Below are 14063 nucleotides of genomic sequence, written 5' to 3'. Positions count from 1 at the left end.
TTATACTGATTAGTTTGATTTTTACTTTTGGATTTTTTTTTGATTTTTAGATTCAATAATAATTAAGGGAGATAAGAGCGAATATATCCGCTTCCATCTCCCTTAATCCTTTATAAAATCCAAAAGTAAAAATCAAACTAATCAGTATAATCAGCGTAATCCTGAGCCAAGACAACATCCGCGTCTTCAGATAATAATCTGCCGGTCGCGCGCTACAATACGCCAGTTGGCGACCACCGCATTGCATTCTGCAACATATGCTTTTTCATATAGCGCCACGGTGGGGCATATATGTTTTGGTACTCCATACAACACTGTGCCCACGGGATATTGGGCGGCATCTGTTACTTTCAATACCAGGTGCTCTTCACTCTGCGATACAGGTTCTGCCGATGGTGCATTCAGGAATTGCACCCGTGGCTGCGGATTCTCTGCTGCTACGGATTTATGCCCGAGATCAACGCAGATATGCTGTTCATCGATAACAGAAATCACGCGGCTGATCACCAACGCAGCCCATTTAAACGGCTGCTCCGGCAGGTTGGCTGCGTAACCCGCATCCCAGAAAATGAAAGTACCCGGACTGCAAGTGATATCTTTCCTTGCCGCATGTACCGGGAACGTGGGTGTGCCGCCTGCAACAATCTCCGGCTGCGGTAGCCCACTATTTGTTATAGCCGCTGCCAGTGCAGCAACAGGCGCATACGCTTCATCACAACGCCGTTTTCGTATATCCATATCCGTATCATGCAGGTGACCGTCGTATGCGTGTAACCCTACCGGCACTACTCCCGGCAAAGTGTTAAGATATTGGTATAACTCCAGCGCGTCGGGCCCGGGCCTGATGCCGGTGCGGTTCATTCCAACATTAAGATCCACATATACCGGCAACCGGCGCCCCTGCGCAGCGAAAGCGGTACTGATAGCCAGTGCAGCATCAGCGTTGTCGGTAACACAGGAAAAAACGGTATGCGGATACTTCTGTACCAGTTCCAGCAAACGAACAATCTTCGGCCCCACCGGCTGGTAAGCCATTAAAGCATCAGCTGCATTTACCATTCCCAGCATCTCTCCTTCGGCAATGGTGGCAAACTTAAAACGCGTTATTCCCTCTTCCATGATCAGCTGTATTACCTCAGCGATCTTACTCGTTTTTACGTGTGGGCGTAACCGTTGTATGTCATCGATCATTGTTTTTAACAATGAGATGTTATCCTTTATCCTGTCTTTATAAATAACAATTGCCGGAGAATCAATCTGCGCAGCATTTGTAAGTTGATACCATTCCATGCAGAGAATTTTACATTACACTACGTATAATCATTTACGTTATACAAACAAACTTAAGATCAAACACCCGATCAGGCCTGTTACTGATACAATAGTTTCCATTATCGACCAGGTTTTAATAGTGTCTTTTACAGACAAGTTAAAGTATTCCTTAAACATCCAGAAACCGGCATCATTTACATGGGAAAACATCAGGCTGCCCGCACCGGTAGCCAGTACCATCAGGCTGGGATTTACACCGGATGCAGCAATCATAGGCGCAACAATCCCCGCAGTGGTGAGTCCTGCTACAGTAGCAGATCCTATACACACCCGGATGATAGCCGCAATACCCCACGCCAGGATTAACGGGTGCAGGTGCATATTCTGAAGCGTGGTGGCAATGTAACTGCTAACCTTGCTGTCGTGCAGCAACTGCGTAAGCGCACCGGAGCCCCCTATTACCAGGATGATAACGGCGACATCCCGCACGGCATCATCCATTACCACCATAACTTTTTTTGCAGGCATTCCTCTCCTCAGTCCTAATAAATACATGCCATTCAGTACCGCCAGCAACATCACTATCAACGGCTCTCCCAGCCAGTTGGCCAGTCTGAAAAGAAAAGTATCTTCAGGTACCCATAACTTTACCAAAGCCGTCACCGCCAGTAAAAATACCGGTAACAACGCAGCAAAGAGACTCACAAACATACCCGGCAACTGCTCTTCCGGAATCGGTGGCGCCACAAACATTTTCCCCGGGGGATTGGTGTAGTGTTTCAGGAAACGCGAAAATACCGGTCCCGCCAGCACAATAGCCGGAATAGCCACCATAACACCGTACAACAAAGTAAGTCCCATGTTGGCATGAAACTGCTGTATCAACGCAGTTGGAGAGGGATGCGGCGGCAGGTATCCATGCGTTACCGATAAAGACGCCAGCATAGGAATACCGAGATATACCACCGGCAACTTTGTACGTGCCGCCACGGTGAAGATCAGGGGCACCATCAGCACAAACCCGATATTATAAAACAAGGGAATCCCCACTATAAAACCAGTGAGCATCAACGACCATTGCACATACTTTGGTCCGAACAGGTTCATTAAACCGCCGGCAATCTTTTGCCCGGCGCCACTTTCCGCCACCAGCTTTCCAAGCATGCTGCCGAAAACAATCACCACAATCAGGGAACCTAACGTTTTACCAATGCCCGTTTGAATAGACTGCGTGATGTCTGTTACGTTCATATGCAACGCCAGGCCCATCAGCAAAGACACTATAAGGAAAGAGAGGAAAGTATTTAAACGCCACCAGGCGACCAGTATTACCAGCAAGAGGATGGCCGCAATAACAATTAATAAGGGCATACAACTGTTGTTTTACATGAACATGGAAAACAACAAGATAATAAAATATTATTCGTATCTCAAGGCTATAATCGGATCTAATTTGGAAGCCTTATAGGCAGGATATAAACCGGAAACGAGCCCTACTGCAGCACAGATAGTTACTCCAATAATGATCCAGAACCATGGTACAATGAAAGCAGAGCTCAGTAATACGGAAACAATATTTCCCAGGAGCATACCCATAATTACACCGATCACCCCTCCCATCACACTGATAATAATAGACTCATACAGGAATTGGGTACGCACTACGTGACTGGTGGCTCCCAACGCTTTGGTAACACCTATTTCGCGGGTCCGTTCGGCCACCGATACCAGCATAATATTCATCAGTCCAATAGCAGAACCAAAGAGCGTGATAAAGGCGATAACAATAGCAAAGAGGTTTACTTTACCTAAACTGGAAAAAAGCATTTCTGCAATACTATCGCTCTTGCTGATCTCAAAATTATCTTCTTCATTAATATTTAATCCGCGTATAATACGGAACAAGCCTGTAGCCTCTCCCTGGGCGGCATCCATTTGTTTGATATCTTTTACGGCTACTGCTATCTGGTAGCTGGCGTTGGGCCGGTTAAATACCCTGCGGGTATTATTCACCGTGGTGATCACCACATTATCGGCACTCATCATTTTGCTGCTGCCTTTGGAAGCCAGTACCCCCACTACGCGGTACCGGATATCTCCCACGCGGATCGTACTGTTCACCACATTTTTAAGCTGTTTGCCAAATAGTTTCTCCGCCACATCAATTCCAAGAATAGCCACATTTCTGCCGGATTGAACATCCAGCTGGTTAAAATCCCTTCCCTGTGAAATCTCATAGTTGGAAATCTGCAGGTAGTGTTCATCTCCCCCTATCACCTGTACATTGGGATTCGTTTTCTTATCATCTTTGTATACCGTGGCAATACCGGTGGCCTGGAATGACACACTCACCACCGCCGGAAAATGATAACGGTCCCGGAAGGCCACTGCTTCCTGGTAACGGATAATTTTATTACTGTTAGATTTTTTTACCTTTTTTACGTGCTTGTTTCCCTTGGAGGCTTTATTGTTGTCGTCCCCGATATGCACCTGCATTCCCCGGTTACGGATGGAGAAACTGTTCGCGCCCATGCTCGCAAAGCTGCTGTAGATGCTGCTCTTCATACTGTCGATCGCCGTAAGAATACCTACCAGTACCGTGATACCCAATGCAATGATGGACACAGTAAGACCAGTACGCAACTTGTTGCTGGTTACAGAACGGTATGCCAGGGAAAAAATATCTCTTGATTGCATAATAACGGGTTACCTATAAAGTTAACGTAATATAGCTATTTAATCCATTCAATTTGGGATGAACGGCGGGTAACGGCGATCAGTATAAAAGAGAAGACCGAAGCGGATCGGGTAAATCGCTTCGGTCTTCTCCCTATATTATAAGCTAACAGCTTTTACATCCAACATAATAAAAGGTTCGGGAACAGGCCCAATACCAGCACCAGTGCTATGGCCAGGATCAGGGCAGTTTTAAAACCGCCTGAAACAGGTTCTACTTCGGGTTCTCCCTGTTTAAAATACATGGCAATGATCACGCGGAAGTAATAGTACACGCTGATAGCAGCACACAATACTGCTATGATCACCAGCCATAAAATATGACCATGTTCGATAGCGGCGGCTAAAACAAAATATTTTGCAAAGAAACCAGCCGTAACAGGGATACCAGCCAGGGAAAACAGGAACACTGCCACCGCTGCTGCCAGCAAAGGCTCCTTGCGGGCCAAGCCGTTGAATCCTTCAAAGGTATAATCTTTCAGCTTCATCAGTACCGCAAACACGCCGATAGTGGCAATACTGTAAGCGGCGGAGTACAGGATAATTCCCTGCGCGCCCCTGTTATTCATAGCCACTACTGCAAACAGCATAAAGCCTGCCTGCGCAATACTGGAATAAGCCAGCATCCGTTTCACACTCTGCTGGAAAACTGCGCTGAAGTTACCAAGTATCAGGGTCGCTGCTGTGATAATAGAAAGGATCAGTGTCCAGTGTCCGCTGATGCTGCCACCGGCAAAGCTGGTGTGGAACATCCGCAGGAAAGCCACAAATCCACCTGCTTTCACCACGGTAGACATAAAGGAAGTGAATACAGTGGGGGAACCATCGTATACATCCGGTGTCCAGAAGTGGAATGGTACTGCAGATACTTTAAAAGACAGGGCAAATACCATCAGGATGATGCCGCATAACGCCAACGGATGCACGCTTTCTGCACCAAGTCCTAATGCTGCAATATCAAAAGTGCCGGCGGCGCCATAAATCAGGGTAATACCCATGAGCAGGATACCGGTAGAAAAAGATCCCATCAGGAAATACTTCAGGGATGCTTCATTGCTTTTGAGGCTTTTCTTATCTGCTCCCGCAAGAATGTATTGCGGGATAGACATAATTTCAATCGCCAGGAACAACATCAGCAGGTTGCTGAACGAGGTAGCCAGCGAAATACCTGCCAGGATAAAGAATACCAGGGCGAAATAATCAGCTACATGTTCTCCTACCTTTTCAAATTCACTGCCTGACAACAGGAAATATAACAAAGTGGCGCCCAATGCTACAGCATTGAACAACACACCAAATTTGGTCACTTCAATCATGCCATACATGATATACCCGCCATGCTCCACAGACGGATATTGCGCCAGATTAGCAATAAATGCTATGAGGATGGCCGCGATGGCAAAAAATTTAATATGCTGCTTATTGCGTACAAATAAACCAACAAACATCAGTACAACGCCCGATAAAGCAGTAGAAATTAGTGCATTCATATTTTTGCGTTACAAAACCCCGTTACAAATTTTTCCATTCCGGTATTCAGTTTTTGGCTGAAGATCAGAATAATTTACTTACCACATCAGACGTGCCGCTCACCAGATCCAGCATAGGTTTGGGATAAACGCCCAACACTATGATCATGATCACCACCAGGCTCAGTGCCAGTGTTTCACCCGGCTGCAGATCTGTAGTAGTTTCGGTTAATTCATTTCCTTCGCCAAATATCACTTTCTGAATCATACCCAGGGTATATACAGCAGAGAGAATGATACCTAATCCGGCAAATGCCATAAACCAGTGATTATATTGGAACAACCCGCTGAACATCAGGAACTCACCAATGAAACCATTGGTCAGTGGTAAACCGATGTTAGCCAGACTGATAATAACGAGGAAAATAGCCATGCGTGGCGCCTTCTGTGCCATGCCGCCCATCTGGTCGAGATTTTTGATCCCTAAACGGTTCTGAATTACTTCCACGATGATCCACAAACCAATAATATTGATACCGTGGTTAAACATCTGTACCATTACCCCCTGCAGGCTTTGTTCGTTGTTGGCGAAAATAGCGGCGCACATCAAACCGATGTGGGCAATGGAAGAGTAAGCAATCAGGCGTTTCAGATCATTTTGTACCATCGCAATGCAGGAAGCATAGATGATACCGATGATGCATAATACAATGGCCACATCAGACCACATCGCAGCGCCCTGTGGCACTACCGGCAGCAGCCAGCGGATCACTCCAAATAAACCCATTTTCACCATTACCCCGGAAAGGATCATGGTAACAGGGGTGGGTGATTGCTCGTAAGTATCGGGCTGCCAGGTGTGAAACGGAAATACCGGCATCTTGATGGCGAATGCTACAAAGAACAGCCAGAACAGCCATTTCTGGTCATCCGGATTCAGTGCCGCACTTGTAAAGGAAGCCCAGCTGAAGGAATGATCCGGTGTTTGAAAGTAGATATAGATAATACCTACCAGCATCAGCAACGAACCGAGGAAAGTGTATACAAAGAATTTAAAGGTAACGGCGATCCGTTTTTCACCACCCCATAAAGAGCAGAGGAAGTAAACAGGTATCAGGGCCAGTTCCCAGAATATGTAAAACTGCAGGGCGTCGAAAGCGGTGAATACACCGGTTAAGCCAGCCTGCGATAATAACATCAGACCATAAAAGGCATTGGCCTTTTCGTAGTTGCGGTTATAAATAGTAATGAAAACAAGCAGGGAAGCAATCGCTGTAAGTAAGCAAAGCATCACACCCATTCCATCTAATCCAACACGGAATTGACTTCCCAGCTGCGGAATCCAGTCGGCAACAAAGTTCAGGCTGTCGGGAGCAGTACGAAAGCGGCACCACGATCCAATTGCCAACACCACTGTTGCCAGCGATGAGATCATGCCCAGCACTTTTGGCCCGGACCCCTTCAGACCAAATGCAATAAGGCCCGCTATGAAAGGAATCAATATTAATAAAACTGTCAACATAATTTATCTGCGCTTGTAACTTCTGCTATTGGTTTATAATAAGAATCCGATCACAAATAATACGATCATACCGATGACCATGGCAAAGATGTAAAAACCTACCTGCCCGTTTTGTACCAGGCGGATCTGCTGACCTCCCCATTGTACACCGCGGCCTACCCCGTTCACCAGCTTGTCGATACCCGCCTTTTCCACCGTATCACGGAAGAAACGGGACAATTCATACAATGGTTTTACGATAATAGTATCATACAGTTCATCTATATACCATTTGTTTTCGAGCACTTTTGCCAAACCAGTACTTTCTGTACCCGCATCTTCAAACTTCGTAAATTTCTGACGCGCCAGCAGGATAAATACAATCACCAACACACTGCTCACACCCATCAGCAGCCATTCTGTACCGTGCGACAGGTGATGTTCCACTGCAAAAGGTGCAGATGGTGCAAACACCGGCGCCAGGTATTCGGCCAGCATATTCTTCGTTCCAAATACTTCGGGTAAACCAACATAACCACCTATCACGGAAAGTACTGCCAGGATTACCAAAGGAATGGTGATAGCAGAAGGACTTTCATGCAGGTGATGCTCCTGTTCGTGCGTGCCGCGGAATTTACCGGTGAAAGTGATGTAGTATAAGCGGAACATGTAGAAGGCAGTCATCAGTGCGCCTACCAGGCCAAGTATATATAATACCGGGTTGTTGGCAAATGCCTGCGCCAGGATTTCATCTTTGGAGAAGAAGCCGGAGAAACCGGGAATACCTGCAATCGCCAGGCATCCTACCAGGAATGTCCATGCAGTGGTAGGCATGAATTTCTTGAGGCCACCCATCTTCCTGATATCCTGTTCGCCACCCATTGCGTGGATCACGGAACCGGAACCCAGGAACAGGAGGGCTTTGAAGAAGGCGTGTGTCATTACATGGAACACAGCCGCTCCATAAGCACCTACACCGAGGGCAAGGAACATATAACCTAACTGGCTCACTGTAGAATAAGCCAGTACTTTTTTAATATCGTTTTGCTTTAAAGCAATAGAAGCTGCAAACAGGGCAGTAGCCAGACCGATGATGGCGATTACTGTCTGGATATGCGGTGCGAGTGTATAAATCACATTGCTGCGTGCAATCATATAGATACCCGCCGTAACCATCGTAGCAGCGTGGATCAGGGCAGACACCGGGGTTGGACCAGCCATCGCATCCGGCAACCAGGTATATAAAGGAATCTGTGCTGATTTACCCATTGCGCCTACAAACATCAGCATGGCAATAGCGGTGATAACGCCATTGTTCATTCCCAGCGGCGCCGCTTTGGCAAACACGTCAGGGAAAGTAACCGTACCAAACTGCAGGATCATGAAGAAGATAGCAATCAGGAAACCAAGGTCACCGATGCGGTTCATCACGAATGCTTTCTTAGCAGCATTGTTATAGCTGGTATTTTTAAACCAGAAACCGATGAGGAGATAGGAACAAAGACCAACACCTTCCCAGCCGATGAACATCATCACGTAGTTGGCGCCCAGCACCAGTATCAACATGGAAAACACAAAGAGGTTGAGATAAGCAAAATATCTTGCAAAGCTTTCGTCACTTTCCTCATGCATGTAAGAAGTAGAGTAGATATGGATCAGGGTACCTACGCCGGTGATCACCAGCAGGAACAAGGCACTTAACTGATCTACCTGGAAGGCGAAAGGAATCTGCAGGGAACCTACAGAAATGAAATCAAACAGGTGTACTGTCTGAGCAGAAAATCCGGGAGCTTTAACTTCCAGGAATATTAATAAGCTAATCACAAAGGACGCCAGAACTGCGCCACTGCCAACAAATCCTACCAGGGACTTGGATAAAAATCTGCGTCCCAATCCATTCACCAGGAAACCCAATAATGGTAAAAATGGTACCAGCCAAACTAGATTAATCATTTATCAATTCTATTTACGACGTCGAAAAATTTAATAATTAAGAGAGCAGAATTATTAATTTTTCAGCCTGTTAAGAATGTTAATATCTACTGAGTGTGTGTTTCTGTAGACCATAGTAATTATAGCCAGTCCTACTGCTACTTCCGCAGCCGCTACCACCATAATAAAGAATACAAAGAGTTGTGCAGAACCTGCATCTACCCTTCCTGCATCTGCCCACATTTTGGAAAATGACACCATCAACAGGTTTACTGCATTCAGCATCAGCTCAATGCACATAAAAATAATAATCGCATTTCTGCGCATCAGTACACCCATCACACCTATGCAGAACAAGGCGATACTCAGGAATATGTAATATTGAACAGGCATAAAATAAATTACGGGTTAGGAATTACGAATTACAACAGGCAATCCGTATTACTATTCTTTTTTACCAATTACCACGGCGCCGATCATTGCGCTGAGGAACAAAATACTGCTCACTTCAAACGGCACCACATATTGTTTGAACAGGATCATACCGAGATTTTTAATTAACCCGATATCAGTAGCATTTGTGCTCAATGCCGGCATGCTGGCATCGCGTAATGCAGCTACCAGTACCACCAGTAAAGCGCCCCCGCTGATAGCGCCGGCATACTTCAGCCAGTTGCGTTTCTGCGGTTCCAGGTCAGCATTCAGGTTCATGAGCATCAGCACGTACAGGAACAATACCATGATGGCCCCTGCATATACAATGATATGCACTACTGCCAGGAACTGGGCATTCATCATAATATAATGCCCGGCTATGGTAAAGAATGTTACGATCAGGCACAACACGCTCGTCACAGGATTCTTACTCAATACCACGCCCAACGCTGATACCAGCGCCACGACCGACAGCACCATGAAAATTATTTGTTGTATACTCATTCCCATCTCTGCTATGTTTGACTATTGTATTTTTAGCTAAATGTGCGCTGTGAATAATATTATTTGCCTTCTTTCGGATGAGGAATCAGCAGATCATCTTTTCCGTAGATAAAGCCTTTACGCTGATAGTTTGCAGGAGCAAAAGTTTCAGACATATACACTGCATCTTTCGGACAAGCTTCTTCACAAAAACCACAGAAAATGCAACGGAGCATATTGATCTCATATTTCGCTGCATACTTTTCTTCCCTGTACAGGTGTTCTTCTCCCTCTTTCCTTTCCGCTGCTTCCATGGTAATGGCTTCAGCAGGACAGGCTACTGCGCACAATCCGCAGGCAGTACATCTTTCACGGCCTTCTTCATCCCGGTTCAGTACATGTAAACCACGGAATACGGGACTGAAATCACGTGTTTTTTCCGGAAAACTAACGGTAGCTTTCTTCTGAAAAAGGTGCTTAAAAGTGATCCCCATACCTTTGGCAATAGCAGGGATGTACATCTTCTCGGCGAATGTCATCGGCCGGCGGTCTACTGCTTTCGCCCTGTTAGTTAATGCTTGCATAATGAATGCTTTATTTAATCCACACGTTTGGTGTGTATTTAATCAGATAATATTAATGTTGACGTGCCAATACCAGTGCCCCGGTGATCAGCATATTTACCAGTGCCAGCGGAATCATGATCTTCCAGCCCAGACGCATCAGCTGATCGTAACGGAATCTCGGAACGGTCCAGCGCACCCACATAAAGAAGAAAATGAAAAACAGTGTTTTCAGGAACAGCGCCACAAATCCGAGGATGGTGACCATGTTCGGATCCAGTCCCAGCTGATCCATATACGGGAAGGCATACCCGCCGAAGTACATGGTAGAAATCAGGGCAGAACTGATAAACATGTTGATATATTCCGCAAACAGGAAGAAACCCAGTTTCATGGAAGAATACTCCAGGTGATAACCACCGTTTAATTCGTTTTCTGCTTCCGGTAAATCGAAGGGAGCGCGGTTACATTCAGCAAAAGCGCATACCAGGAAGATGAAAAAGCCTAATGGCTGATATACTACGTTCCATAAACCATGACGCTGTTGTTCCACAATATCCTTTAAGCTCAGGGAGCCGGTCAGCATCAGTAATGCGATCAGGGCCAATCCCATTGGCAGTTCGTAGGAGATGATCTGCGAAGCGGCACGTACAGATGCCAGCAAAGAGTATTTATTATTGGAAGCCCAGCCGCCAATCATAATACCATACACCCCCATGCTCACTACACCGAAGATGAAAAGGATCCCGATGTTCACATCTGCTATCTGCAGCGAAACAGGACGGCCGGCAATTACCAGGGTATCACCCCAGGGAATCACGGCACTGGTCATACAGGCCACCAACATCGCGATGGAAGGGCCCAGCACGAAGAGAAAGCGGTTGGCGTTGGTAGGAATAATTTCTTCTTTGAAAAAGAGTTTACCACCATCTGCCAGCGGTTGCAGCAATCCCATAAAACCGGCGCGGTTTGGACCTAAACGGTCCTGGATCCAGGCTGCCACCTTTCTTTCACCCCAGGTAGAATACATGGCCACTACCAATGAAAGTACCAGCACCCCTGATATCAGGAGTACTTTTTCAATTATAAAAAACCAATCTATGCTTAATAAGGTCATACTTACACGTAATTACGATTGTTACTTCTTAAAATCATCAGAGTGAGCCGGGCCGTCGATCTTCGATAAATCAATGTCCGGTCTGTTTACCTGGCTTTCAGAGTGAATATTAAACAACAGTTTGGGTTGTCTTCCGTCCAATACATCCACCAGCGGATCTTTAGGTTTTACGGTATTCACGTAATGACCCTGGGAAATAACGCTGTTACGTTCTATTTTGCGTGGACCTTCAATGATCCAGTCTTTTGCTTCTTTTTTATCAAAGCGGCAAACATCGCAGATAAAGTCTTCCACTTCGCCGTATTTATCTTTACGGGCGGTTACGCGGAATACTTCGTCGCCGCGCATCCACAGTACGGTTTTACCGCAGCATTTTGGATTTTCGCAATTGCGGTGTGCATCAACCGGTTTCAGGAACCATACGCGGTTTTTGAACCGGAAAGTTTGATCGGTTAAGGCGCCTACCGGGCAAACGTCGATGACGTTACCGATGAAGTCATTATCGAGCGACTGGGAGATGTAGGTGCTGATTTCAGAAGCATCGCCACGGCCCAGGATGCCATGTTCGCGTTTTTCGGTGAGCTGATCGGCGGTATACACGCAGCGGTAGCAAAGGATGCAGCGCGTCATGTGCAATTTGATATGATCACCGAGATCTACTTTATCAAAAGTTCTGCGTTTGAATTCGTAGCGGGTGCTGTCGGCGCCGTGTTCGTAGCTCAGATCCTGCAGGTGGCATTCCCCGGCCTGATCACATACCGGGCAATCCAGCGGGTGATTGAGCAACAGGAATTCCACTACTCCTTTACGTGCGTCCAGTACTTCCGGGGAGGTGATATTGGCTACTTCCATACCATCCATTACGGTAGTACGGCAGCTGGCCACCAGTTTAGGCATGGGGCGTGGGTCGGCATCGGAACCTTTGGATACTTTTACCAGGCAGGTACGGCATTTACCGCCGCTGCCCTGCAGTTTGGAATAGTAACACATGGCCGGCGGCACTACCTCTCCTCCTATCTTCCGGGCCGCATTCAGTATGGTTGTACCGGGTTCCACCTCCACAGAGATGTTATCGATTTTAACCTTAAATAATTTTATTTCCTCCGCCATCTTAATATCTTTTGTGCTCGCGGGGAGCAACGTTTATTTTATATATTGATTCTTTATTTCAGTATATGCATACCCGTTATACAGCAGCTGGTGTTGGCGCCGGCAATGGGTCTGCGTAATGAGCCAGACCGAAATTACGGGTCTGTGATTCTTCAGGATTTGCCACATGCCATTCAAATTCATCGCGGAAGTGGCGGATAGCTGCTGCTACCGGCCATGCTGCTGCATCGCCAAGCGGGCAGATCGTGTTCCCTTCAATTTTGCGTTGAATATCCCACAGTAAATCGATGTCGCTCATTTTGCCTTTACCATACTCGATGTTCTGCAGTACTTTCTTCATCCAGCCGGTGCCTTCACGGCAAGGGCTGCACTGACCGCAGCTTTCGTGGTGGTAGAAGCGGGCAAAGGTAAGGGTATTGCGCACAATACACTGGTCTTCGTCCATTACTATAAATCCGCCGGAACCCAGCATAGAACCTGTTGCAAAGCCGCCATCGGCCAGGCTTTCGTAGGTCATCATACGGGTTTCACCCTTTGCTGTTTTCAGCAGCAGGTTAGCCGGTAACACCGGAACGGAAGAACCGCCGGGGATACAGGCTTTCAGGCGTTTGTTATTTTTGATACCACCGCAGTATTCGTCGGAGTAGATGAATTCTTCTACGGAGATGTTCATTTCTATCTCATAAACGCCGGGTTTGTTGATATTACCGCAGGCAGAAATGAGTTTGGTGCCGGTAGATTTGCCGGTACCGAATTTAATATATTCGTCGCCGCCGATGTTGATGATAGGCACTACTGCAGCGAGTGTTTCCACGTTATTTACCACGGTTGGCGATTGCCATAATCCTTTTACCGCCGGGAATGGTGGTTTGATGCGTGGATTACCGCGTTTGCCTTCCAGGGATTCTATCAGGGCAGTTTCTTCACCACAGATATAGGCGCCTGCGCCGCGTTGTACATATATTTCGAGATCGAAGCCGGTGCCCTGGATATTTTTACCCAGCCAGCCTTTATTTTTTGCTTCTGCAATGGCCTGTTCCAGGATGTCCGGAATCCAGGCGTATTCACCGCGGATGTAGATGTAGCAACTGTTAGCGCCGAGGGCAAAGCTGGAGATCAGTAATCCTTCAATGAGGAGGTGGGGGATGAATTCCATCAGGTAGCGGTCTTTGAACGTACCTGGTTCCGACTCATCTGCATTGCAAACCAGGTAGCGCGGAACGCCTTCCGGTTTGGCGATGAAACTCCATTTCAGGCCGGTAGGGAAACCCGCACCGCCACGGCCTCTCAGGCCACTCTTCTTCACTTCATCCAGTACGCCGTCCGGCCCCAGGGTTTTCAGCGCTTTTTCAGCTGCAGCATAACCGCCGTTGCTCCGGTAGGTGTCATAGTACCGGATGCCTTCAATATGTGCTTTATCTAACAGTAATTTGCGTCCCATTGTC

Annotated in this window: 12 protein-coding genes; all 12 read right to left on the bottom strand. The window is 46.8% G+C overall.

Annotated features, from left to right (window positions below; all coding sequences use genetic code 11):
* Positions 1-186 precede the first annotated feature (186 nt).
* The 12 genes from AB6805_RS09990 to nuoF all read right to left on the bottom strand — a co-directional run bounded on the left by AB6805_RS09990 (position 187) and on the right by nuoF (position 14059).
* On the bottom strand, positions 187-1290 hold the full coding sequence (locus AB6805_RS09990) for a D-TA family PLP-dependent enzyme (RefSeq protein WP_370909285.1): 1104 nt from the start codon (positions 1288-1290) through the stop codon (positions 187-189).
* Positions 1291-1329: 39 nt separating this feature from the next.
* On the bottom strand, positions 1330-2643 hold the full coding sequence (locus AB6805_RS09985) for a gluconate:H+ symporter (RefSeq protein ID WP_370909284.1): 1314 nt from the start codon (positions 2641-2643) through the stop codon (positions 1330-1332).
* A gap of 48 nt (positions 2644-2691) precedes the next feature.
* Positions 2692-3969, bottom strand: coding sequence for an ABC transporter permease (locus AB6805_RS09980; RefSeq protein WP_370909283.1), 1278 nt, complete (start codon positions 3967-3969; stop codon positions 2692-2694).
* Between the two features lie 155 nt (positions 3970-4124).
* Complete coding sequence (locus AB6805_RS09975; protein WP_370909282.1) at positions 4125-5498, bottom strand: NADH-quinone oxidoreductase subunit N; 1374 nt, start codon at positions 5496-5498, stop codon at positions 4125-4127.
* 64 nt (positions 5499-5562) lie between these two features.
* Positions 5563-6999, bottom strand: a complete 1437-nt coding sequence (locus AB6805_RS09970; protein WP_370909281.1) for a NuoM family protein — start codon at positions 6997-6999, stop codon at positions 5563-5565.
* 33 nt (positions 7000-7032) lie between these two features.
* Positions 7033-8931: an NADH-quinone oxidoreductase subunit L gene (nuoL, locus tag AB6805_RS09965; RefSeq protein WP_370909280.1), complete on the bottom strand. Its 1899-nt coding sequence runs from the start codon at positions 8929-8931 to the stop codon at positions 7033-7035.
* Positions 8932-8985: 54 nt separating this feature from the next.
* Positions 8986-9303: an NADH-quinone oxidoreductase subunit NuoK gene (gene nuoK, locus AB6805_RS09960; RefSeq protein ID WP_079469422.1), complete on the bottom strand. Its 318-nt coding sequence runs from the start codon at positions 9301-9303 to the stop codon at positions 8986-8988.
* A gap of 51 nt (positions 9304-9354) precedes the next feature.
* The gene (locus tag AB6805_RS09955; protein ID WP_370909279.1) at positions 9355-9849 is read right to left on the bottom strand and encodes an NADH-quinone oxidoreductase subunit J; all 495 of its coding nucleotides are present in this window, start codon (positions 9847-9849) and stop codon (positions 9355-9357) included.
* 59 nt (positions 9850-9908) lie between these two features.
* Positions 9909-10412: an NADH-quinone oxidoreductase subunit NuoI gene (nuoI, locus tag AB6805_RS09950; protein ID WP_370909278.1), complete on the bottom strand. Its 504-nt coding sequence runs from the start codon at positions 10410-10412 to the stop codon at positions 9909-9911.
* A gap of 52 nt (positions 10413-10464) precedes the next feature.
* Complete coding sequence (gene nuoH, locus AB6805_RS09945; protein WP_370909277.1) at positions 10465-11508, bottom strand: NADH-quinone oxidoreductase subunit NuoH; 1044 nt, start codon at positions 11506-11508, stop codon at positions 10465-10467.
* Between the two features lie 21 nt (positions 11509-11529).
* Complete coding sequence (locus AB6805_RS09940) at positions 11530-12618, bottom strand: 2Fe-2S iron-sulfur cluster-binding protein (protein ID WP_370909276.1); 1089 nt, start codon at positions 12616-12618, stop codon at positions 11530-11532.
* A gap of 76 nt (positions 12619-12694) precedes the next feature.
* Positions 12695-14059, bottom strand: a complete 1365-nt coding sequence (nuoF, locus tag AB6805_RS09935) for an NADH-quinone oxidoreductase subunit NuoF (protein ID WP_370909275.1) — start codon at positions 14057-14059, stop codon at positions 12695-12697.
* Positions 14060-14063: the final 4 nt, after the last annotated feature.

The organism is Chitinophaga sp. RCC_12 (assembly GCF_041360695.1).
In the GTDB taxonomy this organism is placed as follows: Bacteria; Bacteroidota; Bacteroidia; order Chitinophagales; family Chitinophagaceae; genus Chitinophaga.
Note: the sequence above shows the minus strand (reverse complement) of the source record. Positions and strands in the feature narration are given on the sequence as shown.

What these genes read in the sequence shown, in the direction of transcription:
- nuoK (WP_079469422.1), bottom strand. Translation starts at nt 9,303, where the DNA reads ATGCCTGTTCAATATTACATATTCCTGAGTATCGCCTTGTTCTGCATA.
- AB6805_RS09980 (WP_370909283.1), bottom strand. Translation starts at nt 3,969, where the DNA reads ATGCAATCAAGAGATATTTTTTCCCTGGCATACCGTTCTGTAACCAGC.
- AB6805_RS09990 (WP_370909285.1), bottom strand. Translation starts at nt 1,290, where the DNA reads ATGGAATGGTATCAACTTACAAATGCTGCGCAGATTGATTCTCCGGCA.
- AB6805_RS09970 (WP_370909281.1), bottom strand. Translation starts at nt 6,999, where the DNA reads ATGTTGACAGTTTTATTAATATTGATTCCTTTCATAGCGGGCCTTATT.
- AB6805_RS09985 (WP_370909284.1), bottom strand. Translation starts at nt 2,643, where the DNA reads ATGCCCTTATTAATTGTTATTGCGGCCATCCTCTTGCTGGTAATACTG.
- AB6805_RS09955 (WP_370909279.1), bottom strand. Translation starts at nt 9,849, where the DNA reads ATGAGTATACAACAAATAATTTTCATGGTGCTGTCGGTCGTGGCGCTG.
- nuoF (WP_370909275.1), bottom strand. Translation starts at nt 14,059, where the DNA reads ATGGGACGCAAATTACTGTTAGATAAAGCACATATTGAAGGCATCCGG.
- nuoH (WP_370909277.1), bottom strand. Translation starts at nt 11,508, where the DNA reads ATGACCTTATTAAGCATAGATTGGTTTTTTATAATTGAAAAAGTACTC.
- nuoL (WP_370909280.1), bottom strand. Translation starts at nt 8,931, where the DNA reads ATGATTAATCTAGTTTGGCTGGTACCATTTTTACCATTATTGGGTTTC.
- AB6805_RS09940 (WP_370909276.1), bottom strand. Translation starts at nt 12,618, where the DNA reads ATGGCGGAGGAAATAAAATTATTTAAGGTTAAAATCGATAACATCTCT.
- AB6805_RS09975 (WP_370909282.1), bottom strand. Translation starts at nt 5,498, where the DNA reads ATGAATGCACTAATTTCTACTGCTTTATCGGGCGTTGTACTGATGTTT.
- nuoI (WP_370909278.1), bottom strand. Translation starts at nt 10,412, where the DNA reads ATGCAAGCATTAACTAACAGGGCGAAAGCAGTAGACCGCCGGCCGATG.